Raw genomic sequence first — 19,466 nt, 5'->3', positions numbered from 1 at the left:
CGTTTTTATCGAGCGTTTACGACGCGGCGCGCCCTTCAGCGAACCTTCAGCGCTTTTGCTTTGGACAGGCAAAAAAACGCCGCTGACGATGCAGCGGCGCGACGGGTTACGGCTGTACCGGGTTTAGCGGCTCCAGCGGCGTATTGCTAAGCGCGCTTGCGCGTTCGCGGGCAGCTTCCGGCGTGGCGGCGCCCGGCACAAGAATGACCTTGCGGCACTCCTCTTCTTTCTTCTCGAAAACCTTGTAGCCGTGCACCGCATCTTCCAGCGGTAAATAGTGGGTGACGATTTCTTCGGGCGTCAGCAGCCGTTTTTCAACTAACGGCAGCAGCTCCGGCAGCCATGCCTGAACGTGCGTCTGGCCCATTTTGAACGTCAGCCCTTTGTCGAAGGCGTCGCCAAACAGAAAGCCGTGGATAAAGCCCGCATACACGCCCGGCACGCTGACTACCCCGCCGCGGCGCACCGCCGCGATGCACTGGCGCAGCGCTTTACCGCTGCTGCCTTCAATTTTCAGGTTGCTCAGCACGGTTTCGGTCAGGCTGCCTTTAGCCTCAAACCCGACGGCGTCAATGACGGCGTCAACGCCGCGGTTGCCCGTTGTGTTTTCGATGATAAACGCGGCCGGATCGTCGTTATCGTCAAAGTTGATAGGAATAGCGCCGTAGCGTTCTTTGGCGAATGCCAGGCGGTAATTATTGTGGTCGATACTAAAGATCTGCTCCGCCCCCAGCAGGCGGGCGCAGGCGGCGCAGAGCAAGCCCACCGGACCGGCGCCGAAGATAGCAACGCTGGAGCCTTTTCCAACCTGCGCATTTTTTACCGCCTGCCAGGCTGTAGGCAGAATGTCGGAGAGAAACAGCACTTTGTCATCCGAAAGCACCGGCGGCACTTTGAGCGGGCCGACGTTGCCTTTCGGCACGCGTACATATTCCGCCTGGCCGCCCGGCACGCCGCCATACAGGCCGCTGAAGCCGAAGAGTGCGGCGGGCGACGTTATCTCTTTTTTGTTAAGGATGGCGCCACGCCCGGGGTTGGTGGTTTCACAAGCGGAGTATTGGTGGAGCTTACAGAAAAAACATTCGCCGCAGGCGATAACAAAAGGGATCACCACGCGGTCGCCTTTACGCAGGTCTTTCACGTCGCGACCGGTCTCTACCACCTCCCCCATAAATTCATGGCCGAAGATATCGCCGTGGCTCACCTGAGGGATTTTGCCGCGATAAAGGTGCAAATCGGAGCCGCAAATCGCAGTGGCGGTGACGCGTAAAATCACATCATCCTGCGCTTCGATAATGGGATCCGGGACGTTTTCAACTTTGACATTATGAGGGCCGTGGTACGTCAGCGCTTTCATGTCGACCTCCTGGCGGATAAGTGAATGGTGTCGCAAGGCGATGAGCCCGGCAATTATTCAAGGGTAGACGGGGTAGCCGCGAGCTTGCACTGTTACCTACGCTGGGGTATTGGCGGTTTAAGAATAATCCTGGTGAACAGCGCAGCGCTGAGATGCATGTCTAATTGAGCCTGCGTAAGGCCAGTGAAACGTCATGTTCGCCGCATTGTGGGCAGCCTGCGCCCTCCTGGCGGATAGCGCTGCGACGCAAGCATGATGGAATAATCAAACCTCTGCGTTAAAAATAAAAAAGCCGCCCCGGAGGGCGGCTTTATCAGCGCAGGCTGTCTTACTTTTTTTGATTATGCCGTCTTAGTGCGGATCAGATAATCAAAGGCGCTGAGCGAGGCTTTCGCCCCTTCGCCGGTGGCGATGATTATCTGCTTGTACGGTACGGTGGTGCAGTCGCCCGCCGCGAACACGCCTTTCACGCTGGTTTCGCATTTGGCGTCGATAATGATTTCGCCCATGCGGTTGCGCTCAACGGCGCCTTCCAGCCAGGTGGTGTTCGGCAGCAGACCAATCTGTACGAAGATGCCCGCCAGCTCCAGGTTATGGATAGAGCCGCTCACGCGATCCTGGTACTCAAGACCCGTCAGTTTGGTGCCGTCGCCTTTCACTTCGGTGGTCATGGCGTTCAGAATGATGTCGACGTTTTTCAGGCTGCGCACTTTATCCTGCAGCACCTGGTCGGCTTTCATTTCCGGCGCGAATTCCAGCAGGGTAACGTGTTCAACGATGCCTGCGAGGTCAATCGCCGCTTCCACGCCGGAGTTGCCGCCGCCGATAACCGCTACGCGCTTACCTTTAAACAGCGGGCCGTCGCAGTGCGGGCAGTACGTTACGCCGCGGGTGCGATACTGCTCTTCGCCCGGCACGCCCATGTTGCGCCATTTCGCGCCGGTCGCAATGATGATGCTGCGCGCTTTCAGCACGGCGCCAGAAGCGGTTTCAATCTGATGCAGGCCGCCTTCAGTCGCCGCCGGAATCAGCTTCGTGGCGCTCTGGGTGTCGATAACGTCGACTTCATAGTCGTTTACGTGCGCTTTCAGCGCGCCAGCCAGCTTCTGGCCTTCAGTTTTCGGCACGGAGATATAGTTTTCGATATCCACCGTGTCCAGCACCTGGCCGCCGAAACGCTCGCCCATCAAACCAGTACGGATGCCTTTACGAGCGGAGTATACCGCCGCCGCCGCGCCCGCCGGGCCGGAGCCGACAATCAGCACGTCGAACGCGTCGCGTTTGTTCAGCGCTTCTGCCGCGCGTTTTTCCGCGCCGGTATCGACTTTAGAAACGATTTCCGCAAGCGTCATGCGCCCGGAACCGAACTCAACGCCGTTCAGGAACACCGCCGGAACGCCCATCACGTTGCGATCGGTGATTTCGTTCTGGAACGCGCCGCCGTCAATCGCCGTGTGCTTGATGCGCGGGTTCAGCACCGACATCAGGTTCAGCGCCTGCACCACGTCCGGGCAGTTGTGGCAAGAGAGCGAGTAGTAGGTTTCGAACTCAAAGTCGCCATCCAGCGCGGCTATCTGCTCCAGCATCTCTTTCGCTTCTTTCGACGGGTGTCCGCCGGTCCACAGCAGCGCGAGAACCAGAGAGGTAAATTCGTGACCCAGCGGGGAACCGGCGAAACGCGGGCCCTGGGTAGAACCTGGGTTAGTAATCAGGAATGAAGGTTTGCGCACGGCCAGCGTGTTGTCTTCTTTGAAAGAGACTTTATCTGACAGTTCCGCGATTTCAGCCAACAGTTCCTTGATCTCTGCCGATTTTGCGCTGTCATCCAGCGTGGCAATCAACTCAACAGGCTTTGTCAGTCGCTCAAGATAGGCTTTGAGCTGGGTTTTCATGTTTGTGTCGAGCATTGTTAATCTCCTGGGCTTAAAACATCATCATGCAAGCTGCCTTTTGCGGCTGCCTGAATGCAACTTGAATCATGGTGTGCGGGATAAAAATCGGGTGCAAAACTGCACCCGATATAAAGCATCTATTTTTCAAAGGATTTTCGCTTCAGAGCAAGGCGGCGAGCGCTCAAGTCCCCGGGAGCTTACTAAAGTAAGTGACCGGGGCGCGAACGTGAAGCCAACACAGCTATGACGCGAAAGCCGAAGAAAAATTAGATTTTGCCGACCAGGTCGAGGGAAGGAGCCAGAGTCGCTTCGCCTTCTTTCCATTTAGCCGGGCAAACTTCGCCTGGGTGAGCGGCAACGTACTGCGCTGCTTTGATTTTACGCAGCAGGTCAGACGCGTCGCGGCCGATGCCTTCAGCGGTAACTTCAATGGCCTGAATGATACCCTGCGGGTCAACGATGAAGGTGCCACGGTCAGCCAGGCCTTCGTCTTCACGCATGTTTTCGAAGTTACGGGTCAGGGCGCCAGTCGGGTCGCCGATCATCGCGTATTTGATTTTAGCGATGGTTTCGGAGCTGCTGTGCCATGCTTTGTGGGTGAAGTGGGTGTCGGTAGAAACGGAGTAAACGTCTACGCCCAGCTTCTGCAGTTCTTCGTAGTGGTCTGCAACGTCGCCCAGTTCAGTCGGGCAAACGAAGGTAAAGTCAGCCGGATAGAAGAAGAATACGCTCCAGCGGCCTTCAGTGTCTTTCTCGGTAACTTCGATGAATTCACCGTTTTTGAACGCCATGTTTTTGAAAGGTTTGATTTTGGTATTAATCAAGGACATCTATACTTCCTCCGTGTTTTCGATGTGTGTAAGTTATCGAAGTTTATTGATTGGTGCCAATGCGTTTGCATTATCAAATCAATAAGTGATAGCTAACAACCCACCGCTAACCGATTTGTGAACTAAACCAGGCCAACGCCTGCCATGTGCTGCCTTTTACGCAAGCGTAACGCGAAAAACAAAAAAGCCGCCCGCAGGGCAGCCTTCTTAGCGGTAAACCCCGCAACGAAATTCAGCGCAACGCGAGCCTACCAAAAGGCACCGGCAGCGCCAGCGATTAAAACACTCCCTTTTTCAAAGGGCAATCGGGACGATGAAAACTCCTGCCTATGACTGTGACAGGAATCGCTTATCAATATCCTGCGCCCGCTTTAACGTTAAGGATTTTATTATGAAACGCCTGCTACTGCTTTCAACCCTGCCCTTCTGCGCCAGCGCGCTGGAGCTGCCCGCCCCGGTGAAAGCTATAGAAAAACAAGGTGTTACCATTATCAAAACCTTTCCAGGCCCTAACGGCATGACAGGGTATCTGGGTAAATACCAGGAGATGGGCGTGACCATTTACGTGACGCCGGACGGCAAGCACGCTATTTCCGGGTACCTCTACGATGATAAAGGCGTCAACCTGAGCGAAAAACGCATTGAGCAAGAGCTCTACGTGCCTGCCGGGCGCGAAATGTGGCAGCGGCTGGAAAAAGCGAAATGGATAAGCGACGGTAAGGCCGACGCGCCGCGCAAAATCTACGTTTTCGCCGATCCTTTCTGCCCATATTGCCGCCAGTTCTGGCAGCAGGCGCGCCCCTGGGTTGAGTCTGGCAAAGTGGAGCTGCGCACGCTTTTAGTCGGCGTGATAAAACCGGAAAGCCCCGCTTACGCCGCCGCCATTCTGCGCGCCAAAGATCCGGCGCAAGCCTGGCGGGCGTTCGAGCAATCCGGCGGTAAAACGGCTCCGGCGCTGCCGACGCGCGTACCCGAGGAGCAGGCGAAGGCGGTTAACATGAATCAGAAATTAATGGATGAGCTTGGCGCTAACGCCACTCCCGCTATCTATTACATGAATGAAGAGAATGTGCTGCAACAGGTGGTAGGCCTGCCGGATGCAGAGAAGTTTGCCGCCATGATGGGAAAATAAATCTATGTATTATTGATAAAAAACAAAGCGGGGCGCATTGCCAGCGCACTTTTTATAAACTCAGCTATGCTCTTAAAATAAATTAACGAAGCGCGAAACGCTTTTTGTAATTGCTGAGGCTGGCAATGGCTAATCTTCAGGATTTAAAAAAGTTTGACCTCAATCTGCTGGTCATCTTCGAATGTATTTACCTGCATCGCAGCGTCAGCAAAGCGGCTGAAGCGCTGTTTCTTACCCCTTCGGCGGTCAGCCAGTCGTTACAACGCCTGCGCAATCAGCTCAACGATCCGCTGTTTATCCGCTCCGGCAAAGGCATTAGCCCTACCACCGTAGGCACAAATTTGCATATTTATCTTGAGGATAACCTTAATCAGCTGGAGCAGACGATCAACATCATGCAGGGCGCGCCGCTGCGCAAAAGTTTCGTTATTTATTGCGCCCAGTCGCTCGCTATCGATTTTTTCCCGACGCTTGCGGAAAAGTTTTTTCAGCAAAGCGATTACGAGCTGATTCATTACGATTCAGCGCTAAAAAATGAGACGGCGGAAGACCTGCTTATTTATCGCAAAGCGGATGTGATTATTGGACTGACGCCTATTCTCAGCCATTCCATTATTTGCAAATCCTGTTATAGCGAAGAGACGGTGCTGGTGTGCGGCATGGAACATCCGCGCCTGAAGGAAAAAACCGATGCCGTGATGCTGGCGCAGGAGAAATTCACTCTGTTTCAGGGCACAGGCCAGGGGCAAAAAGATTTCCATGTGAAAACCGACGAGGCGCTGCCGGAGCGCAGGATAGCTTTTCGCAGCAATTCCGCCATGTCGATTCTCGCAATGATAAGCAAAAGCGAACTGGTGGGGATCCTGCCGCGCTCTACTTACGAACGTTACAAATCGCTGTTCCCGATTAAGCGCCTGGAGACCGCCTTTACGCTGCCGAAAGTGGAATATTACATGGCCTGGAACCGCGCCGCGCTGGCTAACCCCGCCGTTACGCAGCTTATCGCCGATATCGAAGGCTATTTCGCAACGCGAAACGCGTAACCCCGGCCTGCACCGGGGAGCGCGTTAAATGGCGGCGAGTTTTTCCGCCGCAGCGAGCAACGTCGCTTCCTGCTTGGCGAAGCAGAGGCGAATAAGCTTATGCGGGAACGGATCGGCGCAGAAGACCGAAAGCGGAATAGCCGCTACCCCTACCTCTGTTGTCAGCCACTGGCAAAAGCTGACATCGTCCATGTCAGAGATAGCGCTGTAGTCCGCCAGCAGGAAATAGGTTCCCTCGCAGGGCAAAATCTCAAAACGGCTGTTCGCCAGCGCCTGGACAAAGCGGTCGCGACGGTCCTGATAGAACGCCGGCAATTCGCGATAATGTGCCGGCTGGCTGCGCAGCATATCGGCAATCGCCAGTTGGGCGGGCGTATTCACCGCGAACGTTAAATACTGGTGTACCTTGCGCAGCTCAGCGCTGATCGCCGCAGGCGCCACGCAATAGCCCACTTTCCAGCCGGTCATATGAAAAGTTTTGCCGAACGAGGAGACGGCGATGGCGCGCTCGCGTAGCTGCGGATGCGCCAGCACGCTGGCGTGCCCTTCTTTCGCAAAGCAGATGTGCTCATACACTTCATCGCTTAAGACATAAATTTCACGCTCCGCGATGGCCTGCCACAGCGCGGCGAAATCCTCTTTTTGCCAGACGGTAGCGGAAGGGTTGTGCGGCGTGTTCAGGATAACCAACCGCGTACGCTCGCTCAGCAGCGAAGCGAAATGCGCCCAGTCGACGCGAAAATGCGGCGGTTGCAACGCCTGGCGCTTCAGCACGCCGCCTGCAAGCTGCACCGCCGGGGCGTAGCTGTCGTAGCTTGGGTCGAAGCAGATAACCTCATCGCCCGGGCGCACCAGCGCGGTAATGGCGGCATAAAGCGCTTCTGTCGCGCCTGCCGTTACGGTGATATCGCTTGTCGGGTCGGGATAGTGGCCGTAAAGCGCTGCGGTCTTGTCGGCAATCGCTTCGCGAAGCGGTTGCACGCCGGTCATCGGCGCATACTGGTTAGCGCCCTGCGCCACATGGTAAGCGAGCCGCTCCTGCAGGTAACGCGGGCCGTCAAAATCGGGGAACCCCTGGGAAAGGTTAATCGCGTTATGCTGCTGCGCAAGTGCGCTCATCCGGGTGAAAATCGTGGTGCCGAGAGAAGGCAGTTTACTCTCGGGAATCAAAGGCTTAATGCTCATTATTGGTTAACCTTTTGCGCCTGTTTCTGTTTACCCTGTGTTGCCGCCACTATAACACGATGTTAAGCTTTGGCAATCAAGACGCTTAGACGTCTAAACCATAACATTATTCCTTCCGCCACCACGCCACAAGGAAAGCTATGACACAACACCTGCAACTGGCCGCGCTTGTTGAAGCGTGCCACTGGATAGGCGCCAAAGGCTGGGCTCCGGCCACCGGCGGCAATATGTCGGTGCGCGAAGACGCCCGCTGGTGCTGGCTCAGCGAGTCGGGCAAAGATAAAGGCAGCCTGACGACGGCGGATTTCCTGCAAGTGGAGATAGCCACTAACAAGGCGCCGTCCGGGCGCAAGCCCTCCGCCGAAACCGGTCTGCATACCCTTATTTACCGCCTTTTTCCTGACGCCGCCGCCGTGCTGCACGTGCATACCGTTAACGCGACGGTGCTTTCACGCGTAGAAAAAAGCGGCGAACTGCGCCTGAGCGGCTATGAAATGCAGAAATCGCTCAGCGGCCAGACGACCCATCTTGATACTCTGCCCATCGCCCTTTTTGATAATGACCAGGATATCGACGCGCTGGCCGGGCGCATTGAGGCTTACAGCCGCGAAAACCCGCTGCGCTACGGCTTTTTGCTGCGCGGCCACGGGCTAACCTGCTGGGGACGCAGCGTGGAAGAAGCGAAGCGTCATCTGGAAGGGCTGGAATTTTTATTTGAATGCGAAATGCAGCGCAGGCTGCTGGAGAGAAGATGATCCGCGCCATTGTTACCGATATAGAAGGCACAACCAGCGACATTCGTTTCGTGCATAACGTGCTGTTCCCGTACGCTCGCGAGCGGCTGGCAAGCTTTGTTCAGGCGGGCGTTGATAGCGACCCCGTGCGCGCAATCCTGGATGATTTACGGGCGGAAATTTCACAGCCGCAGGCGACCCCGGATGCGCTGACTGCCGTGCTGCTCGGCTTTATGGAGGAAGATCGCAAATCCACCGCCCTGAAAGCGCTGCAGGGACACATCTGGCGCGACGGCTACGTCAACGGCGATTTTACCGGCCACCTTTACCCGGACGTGCCGCCCGCATTGCGGCAATGGAAAGCACAAGGGATTGATCTCTATGTTTATTCCTCTGGTTCCGTCGCCGCGCAGAAACTGTTATTTGGCTACAGCGACGAAGGTGATATTACTGGGCTTTTCAGCGGTTATTTTGACACGCACGTTGGCGCGAAGCGGGAAACGCAGTCCTACCGCAACATAGCGGAGCAGATTGGGTTGCCGCCGGATCAGTTGCTGTTCCTATCCGATATCCGCCAGGAGCTGGACGCCGCGCGCGAAGCGGGCTGGCAGACGATACAGCTGATTCGCGGCGAGGCTGACCATGAAAGCCGCCATCGCCAGGTTTCCCGTTTTGATGACATTCACCCGGAGCAAACTTCTCTATGAGCGCACTGACAATTTTTACCGATAAGGAGGCCGGTGAGCCGCTGTTCCACAGCCGCGACGCCGAGGCCATTCGCGAAAAACTTAACGCGCAGGGCGTGCGTTTCGAACGCTGGCAGGCAGACCATGACCTGGGCGCCAACCCGGATGCGGAAACGGTGATTAAGGCGTATCAGCACGCCATCGACCGTCTGGTGGCGGAGAAAGGGTATCAGAGCTGGGATGTGATCAGCATGCGCGCCGATAACCCGCAAAAAGCGGTGATGCGCGAGAAATTTTTAAACGAGCACACCCACGGCGAAGACGAAGTACGCTTTTTCGTGGAAGGCGCGGGGCTGTTTTGTCTGCATCTCGACGGCCACGTCTACCAGGTGTTGTGCGAGAAAAACGATCTGATCTCGGTGCCCGCCGGCACGCCGCACTGGTTCGATATGGGCTCCGAGCCGCACTTTACCGCCATCCGCATTTTCGATAACCCCGAAGGCTGGATAGCGCAGTTTACCGGCGACGATATCGCGCAAGGCTATCCACGGCTGGCGTGACGGGGCCGTAGGGGGATTCGCGCTTTTCCCCCTCACCCCAACCCTTTCCCCAAAGAGGCGAGGGAGAAAACCCGCGAGTGGCGCTGCGCTTACCCGCCCTACAAACCGCCTGAACGCTTAAGCGACCTTCGGCCCCTCTCCCCACAAGCGCGAGCGAAAAAACAGCGCCCCGCTGAACGGCGTCGTCTTACCCCAGAATGCCCTTCAACACCGGCCCTATCGCCTCAAACGCCTGCGGGCTGATGATATCCACGTGCGCGCAGTCTACCGGGTGAATTGCCGTTTCGCGCGTCCATGGCGCCCAGACCTGGCGCGGATCCATGCCCGGCGTGACGGTGCGCTGCGCCACAAACAGCGTCGCTTTACCGTCAAAACGTACGCTTTCCGCTGTCGCCAGCAGGCGCACCGCGTCGGCGTAGTTGCCTTCGATAGCCTCAAACAGACGCGCGGGGCCTTGCCCCTGTTGAGCGGCGATAAACGCTTCACGCTCGCGCTCTATTTCCGCCAGTACCGCCGGGTCGAGCTCATTCGCCCCCTTCTGCGCCCAGTTTTGCGACTCCGGCGGCCAGGTGTCGAGCAGCCCAAGGAAAGCCACCTCTTCACCCGCCGCCTTCAGGCGCGCCGCGATGCCGTGCGCCAGCGTGCCGCCAAGGGAATAACCGAAGAGATAATAAGGACCGCGGGGTTGCAGTTCGCGCAGCGTGGCGAGGTGCGCGTCGCAGACCTCAGCGACCGACGCCGCCTGCTGCATCGGGCCTTGTGGTCGCGGCGACTGGATGCCGGTGATGGACCAACGCGGGTCGAGCCAGCGCTGCAGCACGCTGAACTGCCAGGCGAAGCCGGAAGCGGGATGGAAACAGAAAAGCGTCGGGCCGCTCCCCTGGCGAAGCGGCAGCACGGCCTCAAACCCGGCCTGCTCCGCCTGCGCCTCGCTCTGGCCGCTTGCGAGCAGCGCCGCCAGTTTTTCCACGGTCGATGCGGTCATCACCTGGCCTACCGTTACCGGCAAACGCAGCGTGCGTTTAAGCTCGGCAGCCAGCCGCATGGCGAGCAGCGAATGGCCGCCGAGGGCGAAGAAATCGGCCTGCGCGTCGTCAATGTCGATACCGAGCAGTGCAGAAAACGCTTTCGCCACCGTCGTCTCAAGACCCGGCGCTGGGCTGCGCCCCGTCGCGCTGGCCTGCGCCTTCGGCAGCGGCAGCGCTTTGCGGTCAAGCTTGCCGTTAGCGCTGAGCGGCAACGAAGGCAGCTGAATCAGCAACACCGGCACCATATGCGCAGGCAACAGCTCGCTTAAGCGTTCGCGCAGCGCAGCCGTATCCAGCGGCAGGCCGGAAGCGGAAACCAGATAGCCCACCAGCTGGCGCGCATCGCCGCCGTTCGCCGCGTTTTCATTCAGCACGCAGGCGTGGGTCACCGCCTGCGCCACGTCCGGCAGACCCTGCATTATTTTGTCGATTTCACCCAGCTCGATGCGTTGACCGCGAATTTTCAGCTGGTCGTCGCTGCGGCCCAGGTATTCCACCGCCCCGTTCGCCAGCCACCGCGCCACGTCGCCGGTGCGATACATCCGCGCGCCAGGGGCGAACGGGTCGGCAATAAAGCGGCTGGCGGTGAGGTCCGGTCGCGAAAGGTAACCCTGCGCCAGTTGAATGCCGGTGAGGTAGAGATCGCCGGCAATGCCCGGCGGCACCGGGCGCATCGCCGCATCCAGAATGCGAAGGCCGGTATTCCAGACCGGGAAGCCGATCGGCACGCTGGCGCCCGTGACGTTCGCCAGCGCGTCGCCGAAAGCGGGATACCAGCTCACGTCCACCGCCGCTTCCGTCGGCCCGTAAAGGTTATGCAGCGGCGCGGCGGTCAGTTGCTCCCACTGGCGACAAAGCCCGGCAGGCAACGCCTCTCCGCTGCAGAAAACCTGGCGCAGCGTCGCGCAGGCAGCCACGGCTTCTGGCGTTGTCAGCGAGGCGACAAACGCGGCGAGCATAGAGGGCACAAAGTGCGTGGTGGTCACTCGCCAGCGGGTGAACAGCGCCTGCAACGCCTGGGGATCGCGATGCGCCTGCGGCGGCGCCATCACGAGGCGTGCGCCCACCAGCAGCGGCCAGAAGAACTCCCATACCGAAACGTCGAAGCTGCACGGCGTTTTTTGCAGCACCACGTCATCCGCACCAAGCGGATAGTGGTTCTGCATCCACAGCAGGCGGTTGACGATAGCCGTCTGGCCTACCATCACCCCTTTCGGCCTGCCGGTGGAGCCGGAGGTGAAAATCACATAAGCCGTGTGCTCCGGGCGCGAAAGCTGAAGCTCCTGCGGTGCGTTGACGTCAAGCGGTTCGGTGTAGCAGACGCTTTTCAGCCCCGGCAACCCGCTAAAGCGCGGCTGCTCTTGCGGCGTGGTGATAAGCAACCGCGGCGCGGCGTCTTCCAGCATCATGCGCAGACGGTCGTCCGGGTAGCCGGTATCAAGCGGCAGCCAGGCGGCGCCCGCTTCGACAATCGCCTGCAAGGCGAGGGAAAGAAAGACCGAGCGCGGCAGCGCCACCGCCACCACGTCGCCGGGACGTACGCCCTGTGCTATCAGTTCAGCCGCGAGCGTCAGCACTTGCTCGCGCATTTCGCGGTAGCTGAATTGATAGTGTTCATCCGCCAGCGCTGGCGCCTGCGGCGTGGCGCTCGCCTGACGCGCCAGCAGGCTGCTTAAGGTCTCAACCGGCAGCGTCATGGCGGTGTCGTTGACCTGCCGAAGCTGCTCTGTTTCCGCAGGCAGCAGCAAGTCCGCGTCGATACAGCGACGCTGCGCATCGGCGGCAAACTGCGCAAGTAAAAGCGGCAGGCGCGCCAGATGCCCTTCCAGCGTCGTTTCGTCATAGCGTTCAGCGTTGGCCAGCAGTTCCATGGCGACCGCGCCCTGCTCGTCGACATAAAGCGCAATCTCGATATCTTTCACCGGACCGGAGGCAAGCTGATGGGTAATGCCCTCAATGCCGTCGAAATCCAGCCGGTAGTCGAACATCTTCAGGTTCAGCACCGGGCCATAGAGCGGCGCCTCCTGAGTGACGCGCCCGGCGTCACGCAGCACCTGCTCCGCGTCGTAACGCTGATGACGGCGCAGCCGCTTTAACTGCTTCGCCAGGCTTTCGGCAAAAGCGGGCAGCGTTTGCTGCGGCGCAACACGCACCGCGAAAGGCAGCACGTTCAGCACCGGGCCGGTCGCAGTCAGCGCCGCGGAGCCGATGCGGCGCATAAAGATAAAGCCTGCGCTGTAATCGCGCCGCCCGCTCAGCCTTCCTAACCACAGCGTAACCAGCGCCAGCGCCATATCGGCCGGGGAAAGCGCGCCTGCCTGGCGCATCAGCTGGCTGAATGCGCGCGGGTCAAAGCGCACCGTGCGGCGGATAAGCGCCGTGGTGGCACTCTGCCCGGTGAGCGGGTGCGAAGAGAGCGTGGCGGGCGGCGGCAGCTCGCTCAGCTGCTGCGCCCAGAAAGCGGCGTCTCGGGTAAAGGCGTCGGAGCGCTGGTAACGGGCATACTCCTCCACTACCTCGGCGAAAGGCGTGAAGGGCGAAGGCGACGGCGTTTCGCCTTTGCGCCAGGCGCGATAAATATCGGCGATCCGGCGGGTAATGGCGGTAAAACTAAAGCCATCCACCACCATATGATGATAGCGCTGATACCAGAACCAGCGGCTGTCGGCTAAGCGCAGCAGGGCGTGATGATAAAGCGGCTTGCCGCTCTCAACGCGCAGATCCTGGTCGAGGTCGTCGCGCATGTGCGCCAGCGCGGTTTGCTCCGGCGCGGCGTCGTTTCGCAGGTCGATAATTTCGGGCGAGCGGAAAATAAAGTGCGGGTCGATGCGCTGGCTGACCACGCCGTCGCGCTCTTCAAAGCGCATCCGCAGCGTGTCGGCTTCCGCCATGCCCGTGACGATGGCGCGGGCAAGCAGCGCGGCGTCAAGTTCGCCATTAAGCTCAACATAGTGCGCCACGCTCCAGGCGTTGCGCTGGTCGGAAAGCTGCTCCGCCATCCAGATGCCGGGCTGCGCCGCCGCCAGCGGCAGTTCGCGTTGCTGTTCCGTCACCGGGGAAAGGATTGTATCGGTCATGGTTTACTCGCTCGCGACGGGGACAAAATGGCCTGGCTGAAGGGTCTGCCAACGCGCGGCGAGCCAGCGCTGGCACTCTTCCTGCGACTGAGGTTCGCACACCACGCGCCAGCCTTGCGGCAGCTGGCAATGTTCCGGCCAGAGGCTGAACTGCCGGTCGCTGTTTTCGAGCAGGTAAAACCGCCCCTGCAGGTCATCGAAGGGATTTGCAAATTCCATACATACTCCTGTCTTTAAATACGCGCCTGCGGTTCGGTAAGCGGACGCCAGAGCGCGCACAGCCCTTCCGTCAACCCGCCCCGCCAGCAAAGCGCGTCGTGTCCGCCGTCAACCTGACGCCAGAAAAGCGGTTGCTGGGTGTGTAGTAAGGAATAAAGGCGCTGGTTGGCCTTATAAATGAGCGGCTCATGAATGCCCGCTTCAAGAAAAATACGCAGCGGCCGCGCGTCGAGCCGGCCTTCGAGCAATTGCTCCACCAGCCAGCCGTCCTGCTCGCCGCCGCGGTTCGGCCACCAGAAGGAGCCGGACTGGCTCAGCACGTTGCCAAAGCGCTGCGGCCAGTTGAGCCCGGCGTAAAGCGCGGCGAGGCCGCCAAAGCTCTGCCCCGCCACCACCGTGGTCGCCGCTTCATCGCGCCAGGGCGCGATGGCCTGCACCTGCGGCAACAGCTCCTCCTGCACCGCCAGCCAGAAATCGGCATTGCAGGGCAACTCATGGCTACGGTGAACGGTGTCGATGACATCAATAAGCAGGTAAACCGCAGGCGGCAGTATTTTGTCGTTAGTCAGCGCCTGCAACGCGGGAAAGATGGGCTGGCTCTCGGCCCAGAACTGGCCGTCGAGCAAAATCGCCAGCGGGCGCTGCTCAGGCTGCGCTTCACCGGTGGTGAAAACCCATATGCGGCGGCTGTTAGCAAGGCGATGGCTGCGCCATTGAATGCAGCGCGGCGGGTGATGAGGCGTCTGCGGCTTATCCCATCCGGGCTGCGGCGGCGCGGCGGGGAGATGCAGCGCCGAGACCGGGTGGCCGCGTCCGCCGCGCCAGTGGGCCGGGTTGAAGGGGTCGGCGATAGCGCCTGGCAAGAGTTTGCCCCAGCCTGCGCGCAGCGCCGCGCGGTCTGGCGCCTCGCCGGCAAAGACCTCGGGGGCGAAGTCATCCGTCCGCTCAGAGGGGATCAGGCAGTAGCTGCCGCGCCAGCGGGCGTTGAGGGTGATTTGCCAGCGCCAGGCGTCGGTGCCGGGCACGCGCGTAAGACTTTGCGGCCGGGAAGGCTTATGGTGATCGGTCAGGCCGGTGATATAGAGCCAGACGCGCTGTACGCGCGAGCGTTCCTCGTTCCCCGCCGGATCTCGCCACCAGAAGGTCACTTTACACTCGCCATTCGCCCCGCAGACGATGTCAGGGATACCCTGCGCCTGTTTCGCCTGCCACCAGGCTTCACTTCCCGTTGTGTGCGCCGTCACTTTATTAACCCCTTGTTAATCATGGCAAAAGCCGTTACCGCCAAGAAATTCATGATAATATTATTGATAATTATTTGCATTTGCAATAGCGTATGGGCGCGCTGTGGGAAGCGCATAAGGTATTCAGAAAATGACGAAAACCGCCTGATGTTTTGGCCTCATCGCTCCAGGATGAGTGACGCATTGCAGGCCGCACCGGGCATTATCCACGCTGCGCCACGCCCTTTGGGTACGGAACATATGGTCGGCAGCGCAGAAAAGCAGGACATAAAATGAATAAGAAGATCCACTATTCCCTCGCGATGTTAATCAACATGGGAATCTATGGCGTTGCGCTGTCGGCAAATGCCGCGCAGACCGCTGCTGTTGATAGCGAAGCAGCTCCCGCCGCCGGTGATGACACCATTGTGGTTACCGCCGCCCAGCAAAACCTGCAGGCGCCTGGCGTTTCCACCATTACCGCAGATGAAATCCGTAAAAACCCGCCTGCGCGCGACGTTTCTGAACTCATCCGCACCATGCCTGGCGTTAACCTGACCGGCAACTCCACCAGCGGCCAGCGCGGAAACAACCGCCAGATTGATATTCGCGGCATGGGACCGGAAAACACCCTGATCCTGATTGACGGCAAACCGGTGACCAGCCGCAACTCGGTGCGTCTGGGCTGGCGCGGCGAGCGCGATACCCGCGGCGACACCGCCTGGGTACCGCCGGAAATGATTGAGCGCATCGAAGTGATCCGCGGCCCGGCGGCGGCGCGCTACGGCAACGGCGCGGCGGGCGGCGTAGTGAATATCATCACCAAACGCAGCAGCGACGAATGGCATGGCTCGTGGAATACCTATCTCGACGCGCCGGAGCACAAAGACGAAGGCGCCACCAAACGCACCAACTTCAACCTGACCGGCCCGCTCGGCGGCGATTTTAGCTTCCGCCTGTACGGCAACCTGGATAAAACCCAGGCCGACGCCTGGGACATCAACAAAGGGCATGAGTCTGAACGTACCGGCAGCTACGCCAACACCGTGCCTGCCGGGCGTGAAGGTGTGATTAACAAGGATATTAACGGCCAGCTGCGCTGGGATTTCGCACCGCTTAACTCGCTGGAGCTGGAGGCGGGATACAGCCGTCAGGGCAACCTGTATGCCGGTGATACGCAGAACACCAACACCAACGCGCTGGTGAAAAAGAATTACGGTAAAGAGACCAACCGGCTTTATCGCCAGAACTACTCGCTGACCTGGAACGGCGGCTGGGACAACGGCATCACCACCAATACTTATGCGCAGTACGAACACACCCGCAACTCGCGCAAAAACGAAGGTCTGGCGGGCGGCACCGAAGGGATTTTCTCCAACGAGAATTTCTCCAATATCGATCTGAGCGACGTGCTGCTGCACAGCGAAGTCAACCTGCCGCTCGATCTGCTCGTTAACCAGAACCTGACGCTCGGCACCGAGTGGAACCAGCAGCGCATGAAGGACCTGGCGTCCAACACCCAGTCGCTGACCGAAGGCGGCACCATTGGCGGCGTGAACGCCACCAACCGCAGCCCCTACTCCAAAGCGGAAATCTTCTCGCTCTTCGCCGAAGACAATATGGAGCTGACCGACAGCACCATGCTGACGCCGGGCTTGCGCTTTGACCATCACACTATCGTCGGCGATAACTGGAGCCCGTCGCTGAACCTGTCCCAGGGGCTGACGGACGATATTACGCTGAAGATGGGCATCGCCCGCGCCTACAAAGCGCCGAGCCTGTATCAGACCAACCCGAACTACATTCTCTACAGCCGCGGCCAGGGCTGCTACGCCAGCGCCGGCGCCTGTTACCTGATGGGCAACGACGACCTGAAAGCGGAAACCAGCATCAATAAAGAAGTGGGCCTGGAGTTCAAACGCGACGGCTGGCTGGCAGGGGTAACCTGGTTCCGTAACGACTATCGCGACAAGATTGAAGCGGGCTACTCGCCTGTCGGCAAAGCGTCGAAAGCGACAACGGACGTTTACCAGTGGGAAAACGTGCCGAAGGCGGTGGTGGAAGGCCTGGAAGGCAGCCTCAACGTGCCGGTCAGCGACACGGTGAACTGGACCAACAACTTCACCTACATGCTGCAAAGCAAGAACAAAACCACCGGCGACCGACTGTCGATTATCCCGGAATATACGCTGAACTCGACGCTGAGCTGGCAGATTCGCCAGGATATCTCCGTGCAGTCCACGTTCACCTGGTACGGCAAACAGCAGCCGAAGATCTATAACTACAAAGGCGCGCGCGCGACCGGCAGCGAAACCAACGAAGTGAGTCCTTACAGCATCGTTGGCCTGAGCGGCACCTGGGATGCGACCAAAAATGTCAGCCTGACGGCGGGCGTGGATAACCTCTTCGACAAACGCCACTGGCGCGCAGGCAACGCGCAGACCACCGGTAACGACACAACGAAATCGTATATGTACGGCGCAGGCGCGGAAACGTACAACGAGTCAGGCCGCACCTGGTTTGTTAGCGTTAACACGCATTTCTGATAGCCTGGCGTGAAAAATAAAAGGCGGGGGGCGACTCCCGCCTTTTTGTTGTGTGTTGTTACACTACGCCCATGTTCTCCCCTCGCGCACTTTACCGTTATGCAAACCCAGCTCCGCCCGTTTACGTTCGCCGGCCACACGCTGTTTCGTGTTGATTTCGACCCGGCGACGCTGCACCCCGCCGACCTGTTCTGGCTGGCGCACCACGCGCAGATAACGCGCTTCGCGCCGCGCAGGCAGGCCGAGCACCTGGCCGGGCGGATAGCGGCGGCGGCGGCGCTGCGCCACGCCGGAAGCGACAGCCCTGCGCCTGGCATTGGCGCGCACCGGGAACCGCTCTGGCCGCAGGGGTTTTGCGGCAGCATTACCCATACCGCAGGCGTGGCGATAGCGGTGGCGGTAAAGCGCGACAGCGCAACACAGGGCATCGGCATCGACCGGGAAACGCTGCTGGATGAGCGCAGCGCGCCGGATATCGCCGAAGGCGCGCTTCAGGCTGGCGAGCGCCTGCGCCTGCATCAGACTTCCCTTCCTTACCCGGTCGCCGTCACGCTGGCGTTTTCCGCCAAAGAGAGTCTTTTTAAGGCGCTTTTCCCGCAGGTAAAAACCCGGTTTGGCTTTGAGTGCGCAGAGTTGCTCTCTGTCACTGACGGCAGGCTTGAGTTGCGTCTCACACAACCTCTCGGGCCATTTGGCGTAAACGAACGGTTCATTGTTCACTGGCTTCAGAATCAAAGTACGCTCATGACGCTAGCCCACTATTAACGCGCTTTCTCCAGCATCCACCCTGAGATCCCCAATTCCAGGGGGAAGGGGTATTAAACACGTTATTTTATTCAAGGCGAGCCTTAGCATGCCGATAAGCCCTTAACCTAAAAAACATTTTATACCGCGCTGATTACGTCAACAGACCGGCAAGAGGACGTATTTCGTCTGGCGAAACGCCGTCTGAGGAAGGGAGTGTGACGTCATTCAGCGCTCAGGGATAAGGCTGAGATGACCCGCCCTACCAGAGATACGGCTGCTGAAAGAGACGCCCTTGCGCCTCTATATCGGGCTGATACAGAGAAACGCTTCGCTGTTGAAAGCGCCGTGCAAACGCCACGGTTTACGTTAAATAAAGACGTCATTTTATCAGCCGCTACCCGCACTTCGCTCGACGAATGCCTCGCCCGCTTGCGTTTTCACCACACCATTTATCAACAATGGAATTTTGCAAGCGTGGATCCGATGGGCATGACCGCCATTCTCAACTTTTACGGGCCGCCGGGAACGGGCAAAACCCTTTGCGCCGAAGCGCTGGCAGGTCAGCTTGGCCTGCCCTTTCTCTCGCTTGGCATTGCAGAGCTTGAGAGCAAATTTATGGGGGAAACGGCGAAAAACATTCAGGCCGCCTTTGCCTGCGCCCGCAAAACCGGCGCGCTGCTTTTTTTCGATGAGGCCGATACCTTACTGGGCAAACGTCTCTCTTCCGTTACGCAAGGTGTCGATAACGAAGTGAATGCTATGCGCTCTACCCTGCTTATCGAACTGGAACGTTTTGAAGGCATCGCCGTGTTCGCTACCAATTTCGCGGGCAATTATGATGAAGCGTTTCGTAGCCGTATCGGCTATCACGTTGAATTTACGCTGCCCGACCAGCCCGCCCGCCAGCAGCTCTGGAGTAAATTTCTGGTGGCCGATATTCCCCTGGCCGACACGCGCGACACCTTGCTTGAAGCCGCAAGCGGGCTTTCTGAAGGTCTTGCCGGGCGTGAAATACGCACCTGCATGCGCCTTGCTCTGCCAAAAGCGTTGCTGGAAGCCGAGCGCGACGGCGTTTCACCACGCCTCGCAACACGTCATTTACAGGCAGCGATCGAACAGGTTCTCGCCTCGCGTCAGGCTGTCGCCAGTCGTGCGGGCCGCCTGCCAGACGATGTCAACACAGCAAAAAAACTACTGGGCGTTTAAG

15 protein-coding genes are annotated in these 19,466 nt (G+C 59.0%); 8 read left to right on the top strand and 7 right to left on the bottom strand.

The window, feature by feature from the left end; translation table 11 throughout:
• Positions 1-106 precede the first annotated feature (106 nt).
• From MT962_RS02200 to ahpC, 3 genes are all read right to left on the bottom strand, one after another.
• Positions 107-1,357, bottom strand: coding sequence for a zinc-dependent alcohol dehydrogenase (locus tag MT962_RS02200; protein WP_024555470.1), 1,251 nt, complete (start codon positions 1,355-1,357; stop codon positions 107-109).
• A 341-nt stretch (positions 1,358-1,698) separates the two neighbouring features.
• Positions 1,699-3,264, bottom strand: a complete 1,566-nt coding sequence (ahpF, locus tag MT962_RS02195; RefSeq protein WP_024555471.1) for an alkyl hydroperoxide reductase subunit F — start codon at positions 3,262-3,264, stop codon at positions 1,699-1,701.
• A gap of 251 nt (positions 3,265-3,515) precedes the next feature.
• Entirely contained in the window at positions 3,516-4,079 is a 564-nt protein-coding gene (gene ahpC / locus MT962_RS02190; protein WP_024555472.1) for an alkyl hydroperoxide reductase subunit C, read from the bottom strand.
• Positions 4,080-4,467: 388 nt separating this feature from the next.
• Here ahpC and dsbG point away from each other — a divergent pair, with 388 nt between their 5' ends.
• Positions 4,468-5,211 (top strand): thiol:disulfide interchange protein DsbG, encoded by a 744-nt coding sequence (gene dsbG / locus MT962_RS02185; protein WP_188723720.1) that lies wholly within the window; start codon positions 4,468-4,470, stop codon positions 5,209-5,211.
• A gap of 125 nt (positions 5,212-5,336) precedes the next feature.
• Positions 5,337-6,254 (top strand): LysR family transcriptional regulator, encoded by a 918-nt coding sequence (locus MT962_RS02180; protein WP_188723183.1) that lies wholly within the window; start codon positions 5,337-5,339, stop codon positions 6,252-6,254.
• 24 nt (positions 6,255-6,278) lie between these two features.
• Here the strand turns inward: MT962_RS02180 and MT962_RS02175 are convergent, their stop codons facing one another.
• On the bottom strand, positions 6,279-7,439 hold the full coding sequence (locus tag MT962_RS02175; RefSeq protein WP_048887203.1) for a pyridoxal phosphate-dependent aminotransferase: 1,161 nt from the start codon (positions 7,437-7,439) through the stop codon (positions 6,279-6,281).
• Between the two features lie 140 nt (positions 7,440-7,579).
• Here MT962_RS02175 and MT962_RS02170 point away from each other — a divergent pair, with 140 nt between their 5' ends.
• Genes MT962_RS02170 through MT962_RS02160 form a run of 3 tightly spaced genes read left to right on the top strand, consistent with a single transcriptional unit; the run spans position 7,580 to position 9,419 of the window.
• Positions 7,580-8,194 carry a methylthioribulose 1-phosphate dehydratase gene (locus tag MT962_RS02170; protein WP_024560898.1) on the top strand — a complete coding sequence of 205 codons (615 nt, stop codon included), beginning with the start codon at positions 7,580-7,582 and terminating at the stop codon, positions 8,192-8,194.
• On the top strand, positions 8,191-8,880 hold the full coding sequence (mtnC, locus tag MT962_RS02165) for an acireductone synthase (RefSeq protein ID WP_247364421.1): 690 nt from the start codon (positions 8,191-8,193) through the stop codon (positions 8,878-8,880). The genes MT962_RS02170 and mtnC overlap by 4 nt, the downstream gene beginning before the upstream one ends.
• On the top strand, positions 8,877-9,419 hold the full coding sequence (locus tag MT962_RS02160) for an acireductone dioxygenase (protein ID WP_247364419.1): 543 nt from the start codon (positions 8,877-8,879) through the stop codon (positions 9,417-9,419). The genes mtnC and MT962_RS02160 overlap by 4 nt, the downstream gene beginning before the upstream one ends.
• A 187-nt stretch (positions 9,420-9,606) precedes the next feature.
• Here the strand turns inward: MT962_RS02160 and MT962_RS02155 are convergent, their stop codons facing one another.
• The 3 genes from MT962_RS02155 to fes are packed head-to-tail and all read right to left on the bottom strand — an operon-like array spanning position 9,607 to position 14,987.
• Positions 9,607-13,524, bottom strand: a complete 3,918-nt coding sequence (locus MT962_RS02155; RefSeq protein WP_247364417.1) for an enterobactin synthase subunit F — start codon at positions 13,522-13,524, stop codon at positions 9,607-9,609.
• A gap of 3 nt (positions 13,525-13,527) precedes the next feature.
• On the bottom strand, positions 13,528-13,743 hold the full coding sequence (locus MT962_RS02150) for an MbtH family NRPS accessory protein (protein WP_247364416.1): 216 nt from the start codon (positions 13,741-13,743) through the stop codon (positions 13,528-13,530).
• Positions 13,744-13,757: 14 nt separating this feature from the next.
• Positions 13,758-14,987 carry an enterochelin esterase gene (gene fes, locus MT962_RS02145; RefSeq protein WP_247364412.1) on the bottom strand — a complete coding sequence of 410 codons (1,230 nt, stop codon included), beginning with the start codon at positions 14,985-14,987 and terminating at the stop codon, positions 13,758-13,760.
• A gap of 272 nt (positions 14,988-15,259) precedes the next feature.
• On the opposite strand from fes, the gene MT962_RS02140 reads away from it, so the two are divergent.
• The 3 genes from MT962_RS02140 (at position 15,260) to MT962_RS02130 (ending at position 19,465) form a co-directional block, all read left to right on the top strand.
• A complete protein-coding gene (locus tag MT962_RS02140; RefSeq protein ID WP_247364408.1) occupies positions 15,260-17,512 on the top strand; it encodes a TonB-dependent siderophore receptor in 2,253 nt (750 codons plus the stop codon).
• A gap of 99 nt (positions 17,513-17,611) precedes the next feature.
• Complete coding sequence (gene entD, locus MT962_RS02135; protein ID WP_048887208.1) at positions 17,612-18,277, top strand: enterobactin synthase subunit EntD; 666 nt, start codon at positions 17,612-17,614, stop codon at positions 18,275-18,277.
• Between the two features lie 327 nt (positions 18,278-18,604).
• On the top strand, positions 18,605-19,465 hold the full coding sequence (locus MT962_RS02130; RefSeq protein ID WP_048887335.1) for an ATP-binding protein: 861 nt from the start codon (positions 18,605-18,607) through the stop codon (positions 19,463-19,465).
• Position 19,466 lies beyond the last annotated feature (1 nt).

Source organism: Franconibacter sp. IITDAS19, assembly GCF_023079515.1.
GTDB classification, from domain to species: Bacteria; Pseudomonadota; Gammaproteobacteria; order Enterobacterales; family Enterobacteriaceae; genus Franconibacter; species Franconibacter pulveris.
The sequence above is the reverse complement of the archived record's forward strand: the minus strand, read 5'-3'. Positions and strand labels throughout refer to the sequence as shown.